This window comes from Lysinibacillus sp. FSL L8-0312, from assembly GCF_038003285.1.
Taxonomy (GTDB): domain Bacteria; phylum Bacillota; class Bacilli; order Bacillales_A; family Planococcaceae; genus Lysinibacillus; species Lysinibacillus fusiformis_D.
Genome location: NZ_JBBOOV010000001.1, coordinates 290,779 through 309,797, shown reverse-complemented (window position 1 = coordinate 309,797; position 19,019 = coordinate 290,779). Strand labels below are relative to the sequence as shown.

Genomic DNA, 19,019 nt, shown 5'->3' with positions numbered 1-19,019 from the left:
GAGGGGGAAATTAGAATGGCTATGAAAACAAGTGATGATCGCTTTCATCAACGTGTAACGAAAGAGCTGGAAAATCAATTTATGCGTCATGCTGTTTCGAGTGCCCAAGAACGTTTCCAAACACGCCGCCTTCAACAAACAAGAGAATTGGGACATTGGGAAGAATGGCGCTCGCATGGTGAGGAAATTCGCAAGCATGTTTTAGCTAATTTAGATTATTACCTCTATCAATTAAGTGAAAATGTTGCTAAAAGAGGTGGACATGTTTTCTTTGCCCAAACCGCACAAGAAGCAACAGCGTACATTCAAAGTATTGCGAAACAAAAGAATGCGACAAAAATTGTGAAGTCAAAATCCATGGTGACAGAAGAAATTAACTTAAACACGGCTTTAGAGGCGCTTGGTTGTGAAGTGATTGAGACAGACTTAGGCGAATATATTTTGCAGGTCGCAGATCACGAGCCGCCATCCCATATTGTGGCGCCAGCCTTGCATAAAAATAAGGAACAAATTCGCGATGTTTTTAAAGAAAAACAAGGCTATCGTCAAACCGGGAAGCCTGAGGAGCTTGCTCTCTATGTGCGGGAAAAATTAAGACAGGAATATTTAACCGCAGATATCGGTATTACAGGCTGCAACTTTGCTATCGCAGAAAGTGGTTCGATTACACTCGTCACAAATGAGGGCAACGCGGATTTAGTAACAGCGCTGCCGAAAACGCAAATCACAGTCATGGGGATGGAAAGAATTGTTCCTACATTTGAAGATATGGAGGTCCTTGTTAGCTTACTAACTAGAAGTGCGGTTGGTCAAAAGCTAACAAGCTATATTACCACACTAACAGGGATTAAAGGCGAGGGCGAAACGGATGGACCTGAGGAATTCCATTTAGTCATAGTTGATAATGGGCGCTCTGCGATTTTAGGTGGCGAATTTCAACCTATTTTACAATGCATTCGCTGTGCTGCCTGTGTCAATGCTTGTCCAGTCTATCGACATGTTGGCGGGCATACGTATGGCTCTATCTATTCTGGTCCTGTTGGGGTTGTCCTGTCTCCGTTATTAGGAGGCTATGATGATTTTAAAGAACTGCCATACGCTTCTACATTGTGTGGTGCTTGCACGGATGCATGCCCTGTTAAAATTCCTTTACATCAGCTGATTCATCGACATCGTCAAGTTATTGTAGAGAATGAAGGCAAAGCACCCGTGTCTGAAAAGCTTTTAATGAAGGCTTTCGGTTTAGGGGCTTCCTCCCCTACTCTCTATAAAATGGCAACAAAAATAGCTGCTCCAGCTATGTCCCCTTTTACGAAGGACCATACCATTTCAAAGGGGCCAGGCCCATTAAAGGCTTGGACTGAAGCAAGGGATTTCCCAGCACCAAATAAAGATAGTTTCCGAGATTGGATGAAGCAGCGTACAAAAGGAGGCAAGCATGAATGACAAGTATGATTCAACACCGAGAGAGCTTTTTAGCTAACATTGCTAAACAGCTTGGCCGTTCTCCTAAAACAGAACTTCCACGCCCAACTTGGCAGTATCAGCCACAAGATCGTGTGCTCAAGGAGTCGACACAGGATGAATTAGTAGAGGTTTTAATCAAGCAATGTGCTAACATTCATACGGATATTAAAATATCTAGTACGTCCACACTTCCCCAGGATTTACAAGCTATTGTTGACCATTATGGTGGTCAGTCCGTCATTACATGGAAGGACGAAAGATGGAAAGATTATGGACTATCTCCACTAATGACCGAACAATGGCCACAAGCCAATATCGAACTCTATGAATGGAATGCACAGCAACCTGAGGAAAATATTAGGCAAGCAGAAAAAGCAAATATTGGCATTACGATAAGTGAAATGACTTTGGCGGAATCAGGAACTGCTGTGCTTTTTAGTAGTAAGAATCGAGGGAGAAGCGTTAGCTTTTTACCAGAAAAATCGATTATTTTAATCCCAAAAAGTACGATTGTCCCTCGTATGACACAAGCGGCACGTTGGATTAGCGAAAAAATCCGTCGTGGTGACAACATTCCTTCCTGCATTAACTTTATAACAGGTCCCAGCAACTCAGCAGATATTGAAATGATTCTCATCGTTGGTGTACATGGCCCTATTCAAGCTACTTATTTGGTTATTGAGGATCGTTGAAATGGCTTCATCAAAAAACCCAAACGATCTACAAAACGCTGAAGTGTTTTTGATCGTTTGGGTTTTCAATTCCTCGAGCTATGTTGTTGTATTTGGAACGTTTTCACTTGAGTTTTCTTTTTCATAATACTCTGGATGTGCTTCCTTCAAGATAGATGGACGTAGCAGTGCTAGCGAAAGGATAATAATAATGATGCTTGTTACTGGTAAAATAATAGTTGCTGGTAATGTATCATATAACATTCCATAGACCACCATACCAATTGGCATCATGGACATCGCCATTGTCTCCATTAAGCCAAAGACACGCCCACGATACTCCTCTGAAATAATTTTTTGCATATACACCCCAATCGGCATATTAATGCCCATTTCGAAAATTGCGAAAATAAAGTAGATGATTAAATAAAAGATGATGATGGCTATATAGGAAAAGCTTGTGAGTAATGGGATAATTGCTAAGGCAACACTTCCAGCCAATAGCAATAAGCTCATTTTCGAAAAGCGTAACGGCACCTTCACTTCTGGTCTTGTTGCGAAATAAAGGGATGCCACAAGCATACCCGCTGCTCCTGAAGCCTCAATAAAACCAAAATGCATGGATTTTACTTTTAGCAATTCAATAATAATGTATGTTCCCCCTACAGCGATAGCAGAAAAGAACAAATTAATCCATAATGCCACCCACATAATGGTTTTAATAACTGTACGTTGCTTGATGTAATGAAACCCATTTTTCAGTCCATCCCACATCTTTTCTTTTATCACATCTGCCCCTCTTGTACTATAAAGATTAAAATCCATCGTAGCCTCTAAACAAAAGGCAATCGTATAGGCCACCATATTGACCATTAAAAATACATCCATGTTAAAAAATCCATACATCATACCACCGATGACTGGTCCCCCAATCGCAGCCACAGACATCGACAATTGATTAAAGGACATCGCACGCTGTAAACGCTCTGGATTGACTAGCGTTGCAATGGCAGATGAGAACGTTACACCAGAAAATGCTGAGCAAATCGTATTAAAAACAGTAGCTATGTAAATGGCATAAACAGACATTCCTACTGTTTCTGTATAGAGCAGCAAACCCCCTACGGTCAAAATAGTCCCTGCCTGTGCGATTAAAATCGTTCGTTTTTTCGAAAAGTTATCCGCAACATAGCCTGCTAAAGGGGCTACAAGTGCACGTGGTAATACAGAACAAATCATATTCGTTGCAAAGCTCATCGCCGATCCTGTCATCGCTAAAATATACAAGCTGAAGCCAAACGCCATGACATTCGCTCCTAGCATGGCAATCATTTTGCTTGCCGTGAATGTCCATAAATGGTAGGTCGCCTTCTTTAATTTATCCGCTTCATTCATCCATAAATCCCTCCGTTTTTTAACTAAATTAAAAAGTTTAATTATATTAAACAAAATATACCACAACTTCCCCTTTTCACGCAATAAAAAGTTTAATATAATTAAACAAAAGGAGGCGAGGCAATGGACTCTTTAGGCACACGCATTCGCAAATTAAGGAAAGAACAAAAATTAACATTAGAAGCACTTGCTGGTGATCGTCTAACAAAAGGAATGCTAAGTCAAATAGAAAATGATAAGGCCAAGCCTTCAATGGAAAGCCTTGACTATATTGCTGAGCGTTTAGGTGTAAAGGCTAGTGAGTTACTGGAAGAAGTAACCTCATCCTCCATTCGCCAGCTTTTAGAGCAGGTTGAAATTTTATTTACAGAAGTAAAACGTGGTGATGCAGACCATCATCAAAAAATTGTAGATTTGATTAGGCCGTCTATAGAGGGGCTTCCGCTTAGTTATGAAGCAGGCCGTTTATTGTATATTTACACTGATGCACAGTATGAAGCGGGATTAACGACATGGGAATCCCCACTTCAACAAGCACGTATCATCTTTAAAGAAATTAATTTACTGAGCCATTGGTTTAAAACCTTCGTTCTACAAATGACCATTTTCGCTGAAAAACGGCAATATAAATTGGCTTATAGCTGTATTTTACAGGCAAAAGAAATCATTGAACAAGAGGACTATCAGCTTGATTCACGGGATGCCCTGTTAATGACTTATTATTCAAGCGTTTTACAGCTTGCCATTGGGGAGCATGAGGAAGGGAAAAAGTTAATAAACGAGACAATTGCCAACGCACATAAAAACCAACTGTTCTATAAAATTGATGATATGTATCGTATTGGTGCGTATTGTGCCATGATTGACCATGACTTTGAACAAGCGGAGCATATGTTTATGAAGTTGGAACAGTATCGGGCATTTGCCGAACGTGTTCAAGTAGATGCTTTAATTTTTATTTTACGAGCACATTATTATAATAATTACAAACTTAATTATGAGCAGGCTCTGATAGAAATAGAGCGTTTTAATGAGCTCATACATGAAGATTTTGAAATTTTGGATGCAAACTATTATTATGCTGAAAAAGGAAAGTCCTTCTATTTACTTGGTCATTATGAGGAAGCGAAGGCCGCATTTGAACACTTTACAAAAAAACCGATCTTTATTAGCCATCCGTATGACATCCTAGCTTTAAATGAGTGCTTTTCCTATAAAGCCCTTTGCTATGCCCATTTTGGGGAGCTGACAACAGCCTATGACATTGCGAAAATGGCCTACACGGATTCACTGGAATTAGTTGATTTACCCTATAAACACAAAATTGAGGAAGTCTATCGGACGATTAAGGCACAAATTGATTCCATATCCTAAAATAAAGGGATTGCACAGCCTCGTGCAATCCCTTATTTTTACTGCTGACGATCGTTCTTCATTTGTTTATGGATTTTACGCAACGCCTTTTTGGAGCCTCTTTGGATATCATGCTGAAGCTTACGTTCATGATAGTCTACAAATAATGTTTCGAGATCATACCCCTCAGGATATAGCTCCTCTGCTGGTAATTCCAAGGTAAGTCGTTTGACATGCACCTCTAGCATTTGCCTCTTATAGAATACGCTGACATTATTGTATGGATTCATTTCTTCGTATACAATGCCTACATCATCATAATCCAATAATTTTACACGGTCGCCTTTGGCAAAGGCATATGTCGCCCCCATGCTCGTTTTCTCTGCTTGTGGCTTACGAATTTTGCTGTCTTGAACAAGCATTAGCTGATAATCCTTATTATTCAAATAATCCTTTGCCCTTTGTAAAACCGTTTCACGGACATTCATTTTTTTAGAAATCCATAGGGCATTACTCTCTCCAGACGTGCCAATTAGTAATTGATACAAAGGCTCTAGTGTTTCACTATTAAAGCGCATTGCCGCATTCATAAAATCAGGATGCATCTCTGAAAATCGTTTAATTTCGCCATAATGTGTTGTCGCTACGGTGATACAGCCCATCTGGTAAAATTCCTCTAGCATTGCAATTGCCAGTGCAGCTCCTTCATTTGGTTCTGTTCCACTGCCTATTTCATCGAACAGTAAAAGTGTATGATTATTTGCTGCGCTCATAATGTCGGACAGATTTTTCATATGGGACGAAAACGTACTTAAGGCATTTTCTATACTTTGATTGTCGCCAATATCAACAAAGATATGATCAAATATCGCCATTTCAGTTCCTTTATCCGCCACGATATGAAAGCCTGACATCGTAGCTAATGTTAAGAGACCAATTGTTTTCAACACGACCGTTTTCCCTCCAGCATTTGGTCCTGTGATAATTAAGCTACGGTAGTCCCTCGCGATAGAAAACTGTAGAGGTACTGCATTTCCTGGTAGTAAAGGATGCTTGCCATTGATTAATTGGATAAAGCCATAATCATTAATACGTGGCTCCATACCACCAATTTGTCTACTGAACTTTGCCTTGGCAAAGACCATATCATACTGGCTAATTAACTCCATGTTAATATGGATGGCTTGTAGATGTTCCATTAAAAGCCCAGATAAAGTTGCTAAAATTTGATACTCCTCTACCGCTTCCTCGGCTTTTAAGGTCGCCAATTCTACATTTAATTTAGCCACTACACTCGGCTCCATAAAAACGGTTGCCCCTTTTGAGGAAATTTCCACCACTGTCCCCTGTACATGGTTTTTATAAGAAGCCTTTATCGGAATCGTATAACGATCATCTTTTTGACTAATAAAAAACTCCTGAATGTATGTTTTATTGGCACTGTTATTCAAAAATTTCGTTAAGCGTTCTTTCATTTTTTCCTCTGTCGTCTCCATATGATGGCGAATACGCTTTAATTCGCGACTAGCAGCCGAATCCACACGATTGGCTTTGATTGCAAAATTAATTTCTTCTTCAACGCTTTTAAATTCAGCCATGGAATGGGCATAAGATGAAAGAACTGGTGCAAAAAATTCCTTATCCAGCATGAATTTTTTGATGTTACGACAGCCTCGTAAAAAGTCTGACATACTGACTAGCTCACTTGGATCTAAAATCATGCCCTTTTCAAGCTTCGTCATCAAATGCTCTATATTCGATACCCCTAAAAAGGGTACATGACCCTCTGCATCTAAAATCGCACGAGCCTCTGTTGTTTCATTCAAGCGCGTTTTGACTACCTTTAAGCTTGAGCTGGGCATTAATTTATCTAAAAGTTGTTTTCCTAATCCGCTAACACAGTAGGATTTAACGATATCTTTTAATTCATCATATTGTAATTTATCAAGAGTCGTACTATTCATTTGTTTATGCTCCTCATTGTAATGTTTTATCATACATGAAGATACCTACCCAATATTAGATAGCAATGATGGTTTTTTAAACATAGCAATTGCGTCTCTAAGTAATGGACGCTTCACTTTCGGCACAAAAGCATATGGGTACAGCAACATAAAAAAGCTGTGAGGATTCCCCACAGCTTCATCTTTAAAAGGCGAGTTTTTTAGCATCACAAATAAAACCTCATCTAATTGAAGTTCCAAGCATGTGTGCCACGCTTCATAAAGTATTGTAGGTATCTACATAGGTTTTTGAAATAAATCCATGACAAATTAAGGGGTGTGTTCATGACATATATCCCCTGTCGTCATAGCCTTTATTTCATTCAATTTTTACCTAGTTAGAACCTACCGCACTCACAAACATGCACCTCGCATTAAATTATCATTGTTATCTAATTATTGACATTTTACTATATGCTAGCATGGAAGTAAAGGTTGAAAAGGAAAAGTTCCTCCAATTTAAAACACCTCTTTTTCTACTTCTCCATTATTGTTATCGTGGACGTCATAATTCCATCACAAAAAAGACCTGTAGAAACTCTACAAGTCTTTTACGAAACGGATTTATGATGGGCCTTCCTTGTTTCTATGATTTTAGACCCTGAGAATAGTAGTAAAGCCGCCCAAATAATGCTGAATGCGAGGAACTCTACTTGACTAAACGGCTCTTTGTATAGCACGATGCCTAAAATCAAGACAATGGTTGGCGCCACATATTGAATAAAGCCTAGTAAATATAAAGGAATATTTTGTGCGCCCTTCGCAAATAAAATAAGCGGCACAGCTGTGACTAACCCACTGAAGATCATCAAAATGTCTGTTTTGACATCGACATGTAAAAATGAGGCTTGATGGGTTGTAAACAGATAAATGTAATAGCCTAATGCAAACGGTAAAATCAATAATGTTTCAATCGCTAATCCCCTTGTAGGGTCCAGTGTAATTTTCTTTTTCAGTACACCGTAAATAGCGAAAGATAGCGCGATCAACAATGCTACCCATGGCACAGAGCCATAATTAATCGTTAAAATAATTACCGCAATAAAAGCAATTCCCGTCGCTACCCATTGTGCACGACTTAGCGATTCTTTAAAGAAAATCACTCCAAAAATAACAGACAAGAGCGGATTAATATAATAGCCTAAGCTTGTTTCAATTAAATGGTTATGTGTGACTGCCCAAATATACAAATACCAGTTCATTGAAATAACAAAGGATGCACCCGCAAGCTGCCAAAAATGCTTTTGATGAGACCATAAATATTTTAAATCTGCAACAAGATCCTTCCGCATTCGAAAGACGATGACAGCCAGTACCGTAAAGACAAAAGACCAAATGACACGGGATAATAAAATTTCCATACTTGGTACATGTTCAAGTAGTTTCCAATATAAAGGGAATGCTCCCCAAAAGGCATAGGCTAAAATAGCAGCCAAAACCCCTTTTTTCTCATTTGACATGGCCAATAACGCTCCTACTCTTATTGAAATCGATGAACGACTTCACATACTCTTAAACTAGTTAAAGAATAGACCCATTATAGGACTTTGTGTGGCAACTGTAAATGCCAAATTTCAAGTGCCTGACAATAGCTGTTAGCCTTTTGGCTCAGATTCTAGCTCGGAAATGTATCTTCGCACGGTGCTATAGCTAATATCTGGATTGATCTGGCGTTTGATGCGAATATGGATTTCTTTAATTCCAACCCCTTGTTCACGCATATCTCGAATCATCGACTTCAAAGGACCCGTCAGTGACTCTCTAGACATAGCTGTATATTTACTTAATTCAATCAGTAGCTCCGTATTTTGTTGGCGGAGCACCTTCATCTCCTCTATCACACAATTGTATTCGGTTACCTTTTTCTGTAGCACCATATTTTGCTGCTTGACCTTTTGCAAATCCTCTGTAAGCTGAGCATTTTGTTTTTTTAGCATTTTTCGTTCTCGTTCTAAACTAGTTTGCTTGTTATCTAAATCTGTATGCATAGTATTGTACAGTTCTTCCATATGCAACAGTTCTAAATAGCGGCTTTGCGGAACGATCATTAAGCTATCTGTCGTATAGAGAGCAATTGTGCCATCTTTAAAAGGCTCATACGACAATGTAGAGGGCTTTAGTTTATTTGGCATTCGTTTTTCACTCCTCCACGAATCAATTCATGTAATCCTATTGCTTGAAGTAACATTTATCCGCTTCCTTTTTCATTTGATAATCATTCTCATTTAATTTTATCATAATCAGTATTTTGCTTTTTGTCAAAAAACAATTTTCACTTGGCGTAATACTTCCATTTGAGACAGAGTCACGTCATACATGGCATAGAAAAAGCTTCCTGCAAAATGATTGCAGGAAGCTTTAGACTTACATTTTTTTCAGTTTTTCATATTCCAATTGCAAACGTTCAATTCGTTTACGACCTTCTTCACGGTTTCTAGCTGTTTCTGCTTGTATTTGCTTCGTTTCTTGAATACCAGCCATAATCGTTTGCCATGTTGTTTCAATCGTTTCGATTTTAATGCTCGGGCTACCAGCTTGACGTGCAATATTCACACTGTTTTTACTAATATTTTCAGCATTGCGAACAAGCATTTCGTTTGTACGACGGTCCAGTTCAACCATCGAATCGGAAATTAGCTTTTGGCGTTTCAATGTGACTGCATGAATTAACCCTTGTTTAAAAATGGGAATCGTCGTTACAAAGGCAGAGTTAATCTTACCAATTAAATGGTTATTCCCCTGCTGCATTAAGCGAATTTGAGGTGCTGATTGGAATGATACTTGCTGTGCCATTTCTAAATCATAGCGACGTTGCTCTAATAATTCTACAGCGCGTAGCATTGTTTCATATTCCATTGCTGCCAGTTGATCACCTGTTTGTGCCTTTTGCTCAAGTGCAGGTAATGATGCGCGAACCTCTTCTGTTTTTACTTCAATCGCTGCAACAAATTTACTTAATGACTGGAAGTAGTTTAAATTTTGGTCATACAGATTTTCAAGGTCGATGGTATTACGCTTCATTTCACCTTCATACTTTTGAATTTCACGATAAATAACATCTACTTCTTTGTTCATGCTGTCATATTTAGATAAGAACCTTTCCAATTGCTCTTTCCCTTTATTAAAGAGCTTGGAGATGAAACCTCCCTTTTTCTCTTCCGCAAAATCTTGTGGATCGAACTTATCCATAATTTTATTAAGATTATTTAATAGCACACTCGACTCTTCCAGCTTACTGGCTTTCATCGTTGCGAGCATTTTATCTGAAAAGGTAGAAATGCCACTTGCTGTTTCTTTACCAAGCTCAAGCATAGCAATTTGATCTTTCACATCAATTTTTTGTGCCAGTGCATGAACCTCAGGATCTTGCTTTAACACCAGCTGATTTTGTGCAATTTGCGATAACTCCTGCTCTGACACAAGTACCGGCTTTTGCTCAGATGCCTGTTGAACTAGTGGATTTGGCTGTAATAAAGGATTTTCTGAAGCGAATGGGTCCTTGGATTTTAAAAGATCATTGTTGAATTCAGACATACGTTTTACCCCCTGCAATTTATCTCTACTAATTACTTACGATTACCATGTAAAAAAGTTTCATTTCCTACAGTATGAAAAAATACGAGTTTGTTACATTATAGTCATTCTGGTGAAGCCCATATTGTAAGCTATATTGGTTAGGGTGAGCATTATGAATAAAAACCTCTATCTGGGCACGATGAAGGAGAATGTCTTCCATTTCTTTATTGATGGGACATCGCTGTTGAAGTTTTTGAAAGAACTGAGCTTTTTCCTCAGGTGTTGTTAAACGACACTTTGGCTTTAGGGCAAGAAGCGCGTCCACCTCTGATTTAGTTAACATAGTCTCACCCCTTTTTTAAATTATAGCTTCTTTCTATACAAAATTCGACTGATTCCGTAAATTCCTTTGCATTGTTTGCTAGCAATGGCATCTAATGACCAAAAAAACAGCTACATCATCCATGTAGCTGCTTTTGGTCTTGTGTTATGTTGTTACCTTTAATACCGTTTTAATTTTTTGAATGACACCGCCAGAGCTATATGTCAATACACTGCGTTTATAGAACGATAAACTAAATAGGTACACGACAACAATCGTTGCGATTAAAATACCTAAGGATAATAGTGGAACAATACCTCCGATATCTGTAGCACCAATTCGCATTGGCATGATCATACCAGAAGTTAACGGGATATAAGAGAAAATTTTAATGATTAATGTATCCGGATTCCCCATGCCTGTAAGCATGACATAGAAGCCAATGATCGTAATAATCATCGCTGGCATTAAAACTTGACCCGCTTCTTCTACCTTTGATACCAATGAACCAAATAATGCACCAATGATTAAATACAGAATGACCGTTAACAACAGGAATACGATAGCATAGATTACATAGCCAATAGATAACTCCTTGATAATGCTAGCAGCCGCATCCCATACCATGCCACCTTTAATAAATTTCGCATAGATGAGGAAAACTGCTGCAATAATACCCATCTGTGTTAAAGCCAGCAATAATACACCAGCAATTTTCGCTTTAAAATGTGTCGCTGGTTTGACACTTACTAGGAGCATTTCCATTGCTCGTGAGCCTTTTTCAGAGGCAATTTCAGTCGTAATCATCGATAGGAATGTAGAAATGAAGAAATAGATTAAAATGCCGACAGCATAGGAAACAACTAACCCTGATTGTTTTTCTTCCTCACTTTTCCCACCTGCTGATTCCTCATTTAAGTTTTTCGTTGAAATCGTTGTTTGAGCTGCCATAATTTGTGCTGCTTGCTCAGGTGATAACGATAATTGCTGTACGGCATAATGCTGACCAGCATACTGCAATAAGGATGACAATGTGGATTGATCGTTCAATTTCAATGGTGTGAACGTCGCTATTTCTGCTTGTAGCTGACCATCTTGATCGTTAATCGTCACAATCGCATCAAGCTTACCATCCTTTACTTTTTTTTCAAGTTTTGAAACATCCTGTTCATCCTGAATAAAGGCCATATCCCCATTGGAGACAAAGATTCCACTTAAATCTGCAGAAGTTTCATTAATAATGGCGATTTGCTGTGCTTCATCATCACCCGTAAATAGCTCTTTAATTTCTGACCAGAATACAGCTACAGACATGACAAGGACATATAAACAGGTCATTAAGATAAACGATTTGGACTTGATTTTAGATTTATATAATTGCTTCATTAGTAAACTAAACTTCGACAACATGGCCACCTACCTTGTCTTTAAAGATTTCATCTAACGATAAATAATCCAAGCTGAATTTTTCAATATATTTCCCATTGGACAGCTGCTCAAAAATACTTTGGGCAAAGCTTTCGTCTGCTAATGTAAGAACCGTTTGCTCCTTCTCTACACGCACATCCTTGACGCCTTCTAGTGCCAATAGCTGTGTCGTCGACCAATCCGTACGAACTGCAAGCTTTGTTTTGCCATATTGTTTCTTTAAATCTAGTAAGCTTCCAGAAAATAAAGAGACACCTCGTTTTAATAAGCACAAATGATCACAAAGCTCCTCGACATTATCCATTTGGTGACTGGAGAATAAAATGGTCGTACCCTGCTCTTTTAATAGTAAAATCGCATCCTTCAGTAAATCTTTATTAACGGGATCTAGTCCACTAAATGGTTCATCTAAAATTAAAAACGCTGGTTTATGGATAAAGCTTGCAATGAGCTGAACCTTTTGCTGGTTCCCCTTTGATAATGTTTCTGCCTTATCTTTACGTTTTTCTTCCAGTTCAAAGCGTTGAATCCAAAAATCTATTTCTTTTTTTAGCGCTGCTTTTTTCATACCACGTAGCTCACCAAAAAAGTACAACTGCTCCTCTACCTTCATCGTTGGGAAAATACCCCGCTCCTCGGGTAAATAGCCAAGGATATCTCGGTTAATGGCATTGACTGGCTGACCACTCCAAGTAATTGTACCCGCCGTCGTTTCCTGTAAATCTAAAATCATTCGGAATGTCGTTGTCTTCCCTGCACCGTTTTGTCCAATCAGACCAAAAATTTCACCTTTTTCAATGGTAAAATTCAAATCATCCACAGCTGTAAAATCCTTGTACTTCTTTGTAACACGCTGTAACTGTAATGTCATGTTGTCATCCTCCTTATCCTTCAAATATATGTAAGTCTTGTTTTAAGCCCTTTTTGCGGTTTTCATTTTTCACAATAGGAATGACCAGCAGTAAGGCTACGATCAAGCTCATGCATCCTACACTAGTATTCACTAGTCCTGCAGCAGATTCCCATAAACCTAGCGCTATATTATAAATACCAGTCATTAAATTTAACAGTAACACGAGTATAAAAAAGCGATTCATTGATTTTATATAGTTAAATTTAGAAGTGGTATCTGTAAATATTTCAAAGGGTCCCTCTGATTTTAGTTTTCGATAATAGGCCCATCCACCAAATTTGGACACACACTCGATATTCATTGCTTCTAGAAACTCAAAATAATCCTTTGATTTTCTACTCACAAATTCATTTCGATAAATATATAGTTCTGGTGTGCCTTTTTCAAATACAAAGTAACCTGCCACTGCTTTTTTTAAATTCCACCCCCGATCCGCCATATTATTGACCCATCGTTCTTCCTTTTCGTAATCCATAAAAAAACGATACATCCTTTTTTTCATCTAATCTCACCTCTACTATGAAGTCATGCTTAAATTTTCATTATTTTCTGATTTCCCGGAAAATAATGCTCGCTTGTTAATCTGAAAATACATTTAATTCTCTCTTTAATCGATTACGTACACGCATAAGCTTATAGAGTGGGAGAGAGAATAATACGACAACAACTAGATTCAACGTATTCAATGTGAAACCAACCCAGTCAGTCATTTGCTCCGAAAAATCGCCCATTAAACCGATGATACCAATGAACAAATTTAGTAGAATAAGGGAAAATAACAGTGTCATCTTTTTTGACAAGTTGCCAATTTTGGTTTTTTTATCTGTATAGAGCTCAAATGGACCTTCCTGTGCTACTTTTCTAAAAAACACAAAATTGCCAGAGCGATCAACCTGTTCAATGCCAGAGGATTGAAGAAATTCCAGGTAGTCCTCTTCATAGTGACTGCCAAATCGCTCCAATTCATCGTGGCGATAAATATAGCGACCTGGTTCTCCTCGTTCAAACGTAAACCGAATCCATGTGAATTTTTTTAAATGCCAGCCCTGACAAGCCATGTCATTAACCCACTTCTCTATTGCATAGGGATTAATCATCAAGCGATATTTATGCATATTATTCAACTCCTTTCGTTATACGGATACCATTGTCAAAAAGTTCCCTTAATCTCAAAATTTCATATTCAATGACCGTTTTTCCAGTAGCGGTAATGATATATTCTTTCTTTCGCCCATCTTCATCAAGCGCCTCTATCCAGCCTCGTTCTAGCAATGTTTTAATCGCACCATAAATGGTACCTGCGCCTAAACGCACTCGCCCATTGCTCATTTCCTCCACTAATTGCATAATGCCATAGCCATGCCTAGCCTCGTATAATGCTAATAAAATATAATAAACGCCCTCTGTTAATGGCGGATGTTCCTGTGTCATCTAAATCCCCCCTTATATCGCCCATCAATATATCGTCAGTCGATATAATTAAAATATATCAGCAGTCGATATAGTTGTCAATGCTCTTCCATTATGTTGCAAATAAAAATATACTTCGTTAGCATGTAAGTAATTACTTGCACGAAAGGAACTGCACAACGAATTATCGAAGCTGCTCTACAATTGATAAGTGAAAAGGGCTATACAGCTCATCATCCTTGTGACAATCGTTGTCGCTCTGAAACCTGCTCCAATTCCATAATTCAAATAAGCGATGGGCTACGTTGCTAGTAGCCCATCGCTTTATCACTTTGAAAGAGATAAGCTATCCTTCGTTTTGAGCAGAGTATCCTCTGCTTTTCCGGTTTTATCCTACACTTCTCTCCCTATCCTTCATTATTTAGCATTCTATCCACCGCTTTTCCTTTCCTATCCTCCACTTTTAACAGGCTATCCTTCGCTTCTCTCCCTATCCTTCACTTCGAGCGTTCTATCCACCGCTTTTCCTTTCCTATCCTCCACTTTCAACAGGCTATCCATCTCTTTTCGGGTTCTATCCTACGCTTGTCTCTCTACCCTTCACTCCGGACATTTTTTAAAATCGAAGCTAGTTGCTGGTTTAGAACTGTTACACTGTCGCTAAAATCGCCGCGATACCATTGGATGATGAGTCCGATGATGGCGTTTGCTTGATAGGCACTATAATAGTCGATCGAAATATGGTCCGCTATTTGATGTTCATGGTGAGTAGTAATGTCTCGCTTTAACAGTGAATAAATACCGTCAAATAGCATGTAATAGTAGGTCAACGGGACATTTTTAGAAAATACGATACGATAAAACATTTTAAAGCGTTCAATATGATGAAAAATCCGAATGGTTGTTGGATCGAGTTGATGGGTGTCTAAGGTTGGGACGGCACGGTAGGGTTCTTCATAGGATTGATATAAATCCTCCATAATTTCCTGAAAGTATTCTTCAAAGAGCCCCTCTTTTTGCTCGTAATGTAAATAGAATGTTCCTCGATTAATCTTCGCCTCTCTACAAATTTCTGCAATCGATATTTGCTCCAATGGCTTTTGGCTGAGCAAGGTCAATAAGGCGTTGTGCAGGGCTTGTTTCGTTTTAATAATCCGTAAATCTGTCGTACGCAATTTTTTCAGCTCCTTATTCAACAGTTTTTCCAAAAGTGTTGAATACTCAACACATCATGATAATTTGCATATTGAAATCGCTTTCATATTTATTATATGATTTTAATGAACAGATGTTCAATAACTATCGACATACATGAGGAGGTCTTTGAGATGAGATTAGAAGGTAAAGTAGCCATTGTGACAGGTGCAGCTTCAGGCATGGGGAAAGCCATTGCTGAAGGATATGCAAAAGAGGGCGCTAAGGTTGTCGTTTCAGACTTAAATTTAGAAGGTGCCCAAGCAGTTGTGGACGGTATTCAAGCAGCTGGGGGTACAGCATTTGCCATTCAAACAAATGTCGCATCAACAGAAGACTTACAACGTTTATTTGACGAAACGAACACGAACTACGGTCAATTAGATATTTTAGTGAACAATGCGGGCATTATGGATGGGATGGAGCCAGTTGGTGAAATTTCTGATGAACGTTGGGATCGAGTATTCGCCGTGAATACTACAGCCGTTATGCGCTCTATGCGTATGGCTACAGAAATTTTCCTTGCGCAAGGGCATGGTGTCTTTGTGAATAATATTTCTGCTGGTGGCTTATACGGGGCACGCGCAGGGGCAGCCTATACAGCTTCGAAGCATGCCGTTGTCGGTTTAACAAAAAATACAGCGTTTATGTATGCTGATAAAAATATTCGTTGTAATGGGATTGCACCAGGAGCAGTTATGACTAATATCGCCTCTTCTATGACTAGTATGAGTGAAGCGGGTGCTGCACGCCAATCACTTGGACTATCGATTAATCCTCGTGCTGGTCAACCAGAAGAAATCGCACAATTAGCTATTTTCCTTGGTTCAGACGAAGCAAGCTTTGTGAATGGACAAGTGATTGCGGTGGATGGTGGCTGGACAGCTTATTAAGCCATAAAAAACCACGCACAGTGAATCATGTCTGTGCGTGGTTATTCATTTATATGACTTTTCTAGACGGGAACAAGCTCCCAATCACTGCTCCTACAAGAGCTGGTAGTATCCAACCTAATCCGATGTCATAAAAAGGAAGGATCGTTGAATACAGCTTCTCCACTGCGTCCAAAACGCCTAATTTCGCTCCTGGCACACTTTCCACCAAGGCTTTATAGCCATCAATTAAACTGATGAAAAATGTAAAAATCATCGCAATGGCATAAACTGTTTGCTTATTCTTAAAGAAGGATGAGCAAAGAGCAAGCAAAATTAATACAATGGCTAGTGGATATAAGAACATTAAAACAGGGATCGCAAATTGGATGATATTGTTTAAGCCGAAGTTTGCAATCGTAAAGGACACAAGACAAAGTAAAAACACAAACCATTTATAGCTGATTTTTGGAAACACTTCGTGGAAAAATTCACTACAGGACGTAATTAACCCTATACTTGTCTTTAAACAAGCGAGGACAATAATAAGCGCCAATAAAATGGCCCCAAAAGAGCCAAAATAGTGATCTGCTACTGCGGCAAAAATTAAACCACCATTGTCAAAAGTACCAACAGCATCAATACTAGAAGCTCCCATATACGTAATTAAGCCGTAAATAAGTGTCATTAAAGCCATCGCAAAAATACCCGATGTCCATGTAGCCTTGGCTATTTCCTTGCGATCTGTAATTCCTGCACTTTTAATAGCATTGATAACAACAATCCCGAATGCCAGCGATGCTAGGGCATCCATCGTATTATAGCCCTCTTTAAAGCCCGTCATAAAAGCAGCATCCAAATAATCACCGACTGGCTGCTGGAAATCACCCATTGGTTTGATGATGCTTGTGATAATTATAATAAATAAGACGACTAAAAAAGCAGGCGTTAAATATTTACCGATGTAATCCATAATTTTTGCTGGATTTAAAGAGAAATAATAGACAACGGCAAAAAATACAAAGCTAAATACTGCTAGTAGCAGCGTTGCATGTTGTGGTTGAATGTATGGCTCAAAGCCTACAACAAATGGTACGGTTGCTGTACGTGGAATGGCAAAAAACGGACCGATTGTTAAATACAGTGCCAATGAAAAAACAATGCCAAATATAGGATGAACACGGTTCGCTAAATCACGTAAACCATTACTACCTGATAAACCAATCGCTAAAATTCCGAGGAATGGTAGCCCGATGGCAGTAACTAAAAATCCGATTAACCCAAACCAAAAATTAGTTCCAGCAAATTGGCCCATTTGAATAGGAAAAATGAGGTTCCCTGCTCCAAAATACAGTCCAAATAACATTGTTCCGATGACTGCATAGGTTGAAAAAGGTATTTTTTGTTGCATAATTGATGTGCTCCTTAGAAGTTTTAGACCATAGCAAATTATTTTAATCGAATGATTTTTCACTATAATTTCATCATGTTATCAAGCATTTATTATAATTACAATAGTTTTTTCGTTTATCTAGATGAATGCTACAAAGTTCAGTTGATTGAACAAAAAAAGAGCTGCCTGCTGACAGCCCCTCCTTAGTTTGCAACTGACCATTCAATATGATCTAAAAATTTATAAACATCTTCATACACTTTATCACGTTCTTTATCTAATGTAATAATGTGACCAGAATTTTCATACCAAATGATTTCTTTGTCATCTGTTTCTACTGTATTTAAAATGAAAGGTGCGCTTTCTTGGTATAGGTCATCATCTAGTGAACCTTGTAACACAAGTGTAGGTGCTTTGATCGTTGATAATTCTTCACGAGTTTCAGTTGTTAAACGTGTTACGCCATCCAAAGAATCTTTTGGTGTAATGCGTAATTCATGTAATTCTGAAATGATTTGATCTTTTGATTTATTTTCAAAGTGTTTATATAAACGAGCATAATGGTACAAACGTGTAAATAAGCCTTTTGAATTATCACGTGTAATTGGTGCACACATCGCTACACACGCTTTCACTGGAAACGTCTCTGCTACTTTTAATGAGAAGACGCCACCAAGTGAAATCCCAACAACAGCGATTTCTTCATAGCCATTCTCTTGGAGGAAGTTATAACCTTCCACTACATCGTTCCACCAGTCCTCTGGTTTTGTTTCTAATAATGCTTCTGGTTCTACACCATGCCCACTATAAATTGGTGCATGAACGGTATAACCTCGTTGAGATAAAAATTCTCCTAGTTTTTTCACATCTTTTGTGCTACCTGTGAATCCATGCAGTAATAGTACGGCTTTTTTGCCTCCCTCAATAGTTAGAGGTTGTGGCTTAGTTAACTTCATTTTATGATATCCCCTTCACGGAAATTTATAATTGTGTATTTTATGTGTCTATCTTACCACCCTTTATTCATAATGTATAATTTATAGTTTTTATCAAATCAATGTGTACCATGCATGAATGATGTC

Annotated in this window: 19 protein-coding genes; 4 read left to right on the top strand and 15 right to left on the bottom strand. The window is 38.5% G+C overall.

Features of this window, described 5'->3' with window-relative positions; genetic code table 11:
• The first annotated feature begins 15 nt into the window (after positions 1-15).
• On the top strand, positions 16-1,446 hold the full coding sequence (locus MHI22_RS01510) for a LutB/LldF family L-lactate oxidation iron-sulfur protein (protein ID WP_340810860.1): 1,431 nt from the start codon (positions 16-18) through the stop codon (positions 1,444-1,446).
• Positions 1,443-2,159, top strand: coding sequence for a LutC/YkgG family protein (locus MHI22_RS01505; RefSeq protein ID WP_340810859.1), 717 nt, complete (start codon positions 1,443-1,445; stop codon positions 2,157-2,159). The genes MHI22_RS01510 and MHI22_RS01505 overlap by 4 nt, the downstream gene beginning before the upstream one ends.
• A 78-nt stretch (positions 2,160-2,237) precedes the next feature.
• Here MHI22_RS01505 and MHI22_RS01500 read toward each other — a convergent pair whose 3' ends face one another.
• On the bottom strand, positions 2,238-3,533 hold the full coding sequence (locus MHI22_RS01500) for an MFS transporter (protein WP_330493829.1): 1,296 nt from the start codon (positions 3,531-3,533) through the stop codon (positions 2,238-2,240).
• A 123-nt stretch (positions 3,534-3,656) separates the two neighbouring features.
• Between MHI22_RS01500 and MHI22_RS01495 the strand changes: the two genes are divergently transcribed.
• Positions 3,657-4,907: a helix-turn-helix domain-containing protein gene (locus tag MHI22_RS01495; protein ID WP_340810858.1), complete on the top strand. Its 1,251-nt coding sequence runs from the start codon at positions 3,657-3,659 to the stop codon at positions 4,905-4,907.
• A 38-nt stretch (positions 4,908-4,945) separates the two neighbouring features.
• Here MHI22_RS01495 and MHI22_RS01490 read toward each other — a convergent pair whose 3' ends face one another.
• From MHI22_RS01490 to MHI22_RS01435, 12 genes are all read right to left on the bottom strand, one after another.
• The gene (locus MHI22_RS01490; RefSeq protein WP_330493830.1) at positions 4,946-6,850 is read right to left on the bottom strand and encodes an endonuclease MutS2; all 1,905 of its coding nucleotides are present in this window, start codon (positions 6,848-6,850) and stop codon (positions 4,946-4,948) included.
• 45 nt (positions 6,851-6,895) lie between these two features.
• The gene (locus MHI22_RS01485) at positions 6,896-7,090 is read right to left on the bottom strand and encodes a hypothetical protein (RefSeq protein WP_036129195.1); all 195 of its coding nucleotides are present in this window, start codon (positions 7,088-7,090) and stop codon (positions 6,896-6,898) included.
• Between the two features lie 350 nt (positions 7,091-7,440).
• Positions 7,441-8,349 carry an EamA family transporter RarD gene (rarD, locus tag MHI22_RS01480; RefSeq protein WP_058844716.1) on the bottom strand — a complete coding sequence of 303 codons (909 nt, stop codon included), beginning with the start codon at positions 8,347-8,349 and terminating at the stop codon, positions 7,441-7,443.
• Between the two features lie 135 nt (positions 8,350-8,484).
• Positions 8,485-9,021: a hypothetical protein gene (locus tag MHI22_RS01475; RefSeq protein ID WP_036129188.1), complete on the bottom strand. Its 537-nt coding sequence runs from the start codon at positions 9,019-9,021 to the stop codon at positions 8,485-8,487.
• A gap of 232 nt (positions 9,022-9,253) precedes the next feature.
• Positions 9,254-10,423, bottom strand: a complete 1,170-nt coding sequence (locus tag MHI22_RS01470) for a toxic anion resistance protein (protein ID WP_058844715.1) — start codon at positions 10,421-10,423, stop codon at positions 9,254-9,256.
• 67 nt (positions 10,424-10,490) lie between these two features.
• On the bottom strand, positions 10,491-10,748 hold the full coding sequence (locus MHI22_RS01465) for a hypothetical protein (protein WP_058844714.1): 258 nt from the start codon (positions 10,746-10,748) through the stop codon (positions 10,491-10,493).
• A 144-nt stretch (positions 10,749-10,892) separates the two neighbouring features.
• On the bottom strand, positions 10,893-12,113 hold the full coding sequence (locus MHI22_RS01460; protein ID WP_257982914.1) for an ABC transporter permease: 1,221 nt from the start codon (positions 12,111-12,113) through the stop codon (positions 10,893-10,895).
• Positions 12,114-12,120: 7 nt separating this feature from the next.
• Positions 12,121-13,026 (bottom strand): ATP-binding cassette domain-containing protein, encoded by a 906-nt coding sequence (locus MHI22_RS01455; protein WP_141903045.1) that lies wholly within the window; start codon positions 13,024-13,026, stop codon positions 12,121-12,123.
• A 13-nt stretch (positions 13,027-13,039) separates the two neighbouring features.
• On the bottom strand, positions 13,040-13,543 hold the full coding sequence (locus MHI22_RS01450) for a DUF2812 domain-containing protein (RefSeq protein WP_340808782.1): 504 nt from the start codon (positions 13,541-13,543) through the stop codon (positions 13,040-13,042).
• A gap of 103 nt (positions 13,544-13,646) precedes the next feature.
• Positions 13,647-14,183, bottom strand: coding sequence for a DUF2812 domain-containing protein (locus MHI22_RS01445; protein WP_340810855.1), 537 nt, complete (start codon positions 14,181-14,183; stop codon positions 13,647-13,649).
• A 1-nt stretch (position 14,184) separates the two neighbouring features.
• Positions 14,185-14,499 carry a PadR family transcriptional regulator gene (locus MHI22_RS01440; protein WP_036129164.1) on the bottom strand — a complete coding sequence of 105 codons (315 nt, stop codon included), beginning with the start codon at positions 14,497-14,499 and terminating at the stop codon, positions 14,185-14,187.
• 572 nt (positions 14,500-15,071) lie between these two features.
• Positions 15,072-15,653, bottom strand: a complete 582-nt coding sequence (locus tag MHI22_RS01435; protein ID WP_036129161.1) for a TetR/AcrR family transcriptional regulator — start codon at positions 15,651-15,653, stop codon at positions 15,072-15,074.
• A 153-nt stretch (positions 15,654-15,806) separates the two neighbouring features.
• On the opposite strand from MHI22_RS01435, the gene MHI22_RS01430 reads away from it, so the two are divergent.
• Positions 15,807-16,565, top strand: coding sequence for an SDR family oxidoreductase (locus MHI22_RS01430; protein ID WP_058844711.1), 759 nt, complete (start codon positions 15,807-15,809; stop codon positions 16,563-16,565).
• 49 nt (positions 16,566-16,614) lie between these two features.
• Here MHI22_RS01430 and brnQ read toward each other — a convergent pair whose 3' ends face one another.
• On the bottom strand, positions 16,615-17,955 hold the full coding sequence (gene brnQ / locus MHI22_RS01425) for a branched-chain amino acid transport system II carrier protein (protein WP_340808779.1): 1,341 nt from the start codon (positions 17,953-17,955) through the stop codon (positions 16,615-16,617).
• Between the two features lie 185 nt (positions 17,956-18,140).
• Positions 18,141-18,893 carry an alpha/beta hydrolase gene (locus MHI22_RS01420; protein ID WP_036129148.1) on the bottom strand — a complete coding sequence of 251 codons (753 nt, stop codon included), beginning with the start codon at positions 18,891-18,893 and terminating at the stop codon, positions 18,141-18,143.
• Positions 18,894-19,019: the final 126 nt, after the last annotated feature.

What these genes read in the sequence shown, in the direction of transcription:
- MHI22_RS01510 (WP_340810860.1), top strand. Translation starts at nt 16, where the DNA reads ATGGCTATGAAAACAAGTGATGATCGCTTTCATCAACGTGTAACGAAA.
- MHI22_RS01505 (WP_340810859.1), top strand. Translation starts at nt 1,443, where the DNA reads ATGACAAGTATGATTCAACACCGAGAGAGCTTTTTAGCTAACATTGCT.
- MHI22_RS01500 (WP_330493829.1), bottom strand. Translation starts at nt 3,533, where the DNA reads ATGAATGAAGCGGATAAATTAAAGAAGGCGACCTACCATTTATGGACA.
- MHI22_RS01495 (WP_340810858.1), top strand. Translation starts at nt 3,657, where the DNA reads ATGGACTCTTTAGGCACACGCATTCGCAAATTAAGGAAAGAACAAAAA.
- MHI22_RS01490 (WP_330493830.1), bottom strand. Translation starts at nt 6,850, where the DNA reads ATGAATAGTACGACTCTTGATAAATTACAATATGATGAATTAAAAGAT.
- rarD (WP_058844716.1), bottom strand. Translation starts at nt 8,349, where the DNA reads ATGTCAAATGAGAAAAAAGGGGTTTTGGCTGCTATTTTAGCCTATGCC.
- MHI22_RS01475 (WP_036129188.1), bottom strand. Translation starts at nt 9,021, where the DNA reads ATGCCAAATAAACTAAAGCCCTCTACATTGTCGTATGAGCCTTTTAAA.
- MHI22_RS01470 (WP_058844715.1), bottom strand. Translation starts at nt 10,423, where the DNA reads ATGTCTGAATTCAACAATGATCTTTTAAAATCCAAGGACCCATTCGCT.
- MHI22_RS01465 (WP_058844714.1), bottom strand. Translation starts at nt 10,748, where the DNA reads ATGTTAACTAAATCAGAGGTGGACGCGCTTCTTGCCCTAAAGCCAAAG.
- MHI22_RS01460 (WP_257982914.1), bottom strand. Translation starts at nt 12,113, where the DNA reads ATGAAGCAATTATATAAATCTAAAATCAAGTCCAAATCGTTTATCTTA.
- MHI22_RS01455 (WP_141903045.1), bottom strand. Translation starts at nt 13,026, where the DNA reads ATGACATTACAGTTACAGCGTGTTACAAAGAAGTACAAGGATTTTACA.
- MHI22_RS01450 (WP_340808782.1), bottom strand. Translation starts at nt 13,543, where the DNA reads ATGGATTACGAAAAGGAAGAACGATGGGTCAATAATATGGCGGATCGG.
- MHI22_RS01445 (WP_340810855.1), bottom strand. Translation starts at nt 14,183, where the DNA reads ATGCATAAATATCGCTTGATGATTAATCCCTATGCAATAGAGAAGTGG.
- MHI22_RS01440 (WP_036129164.1), bottom strand. Translation starts at nt 14,499, where the DNA reads ATGACACAGGAACATCCGCCATTAACAGAGGGCGTTTATTATATTTTA.
- MHI22_RS01430 (WP_058844711.1), top strand. Translation starts at nt 15,807, where the DNA reads ATGAGATTAGAAGGTAAAGTAGCCATTGTGACAGGTGCAGCTTCAGGC.
- brnQ (WP_340808779.1), bottom strand. Translation starts at nt 17,955, where the DNA reads ATGCAACAAAAAATACCTTTTTCAACCTATGCAGTCATCGGAACAATG.
- MHI22_RS01420 (WP_036129148.1), bottom strand. Translation starts at nt 18,893, where the DNA reads ATGAAGTTAACTAAGCCACAACCTCTAACTATTGAGGGAGGCAAAAAA.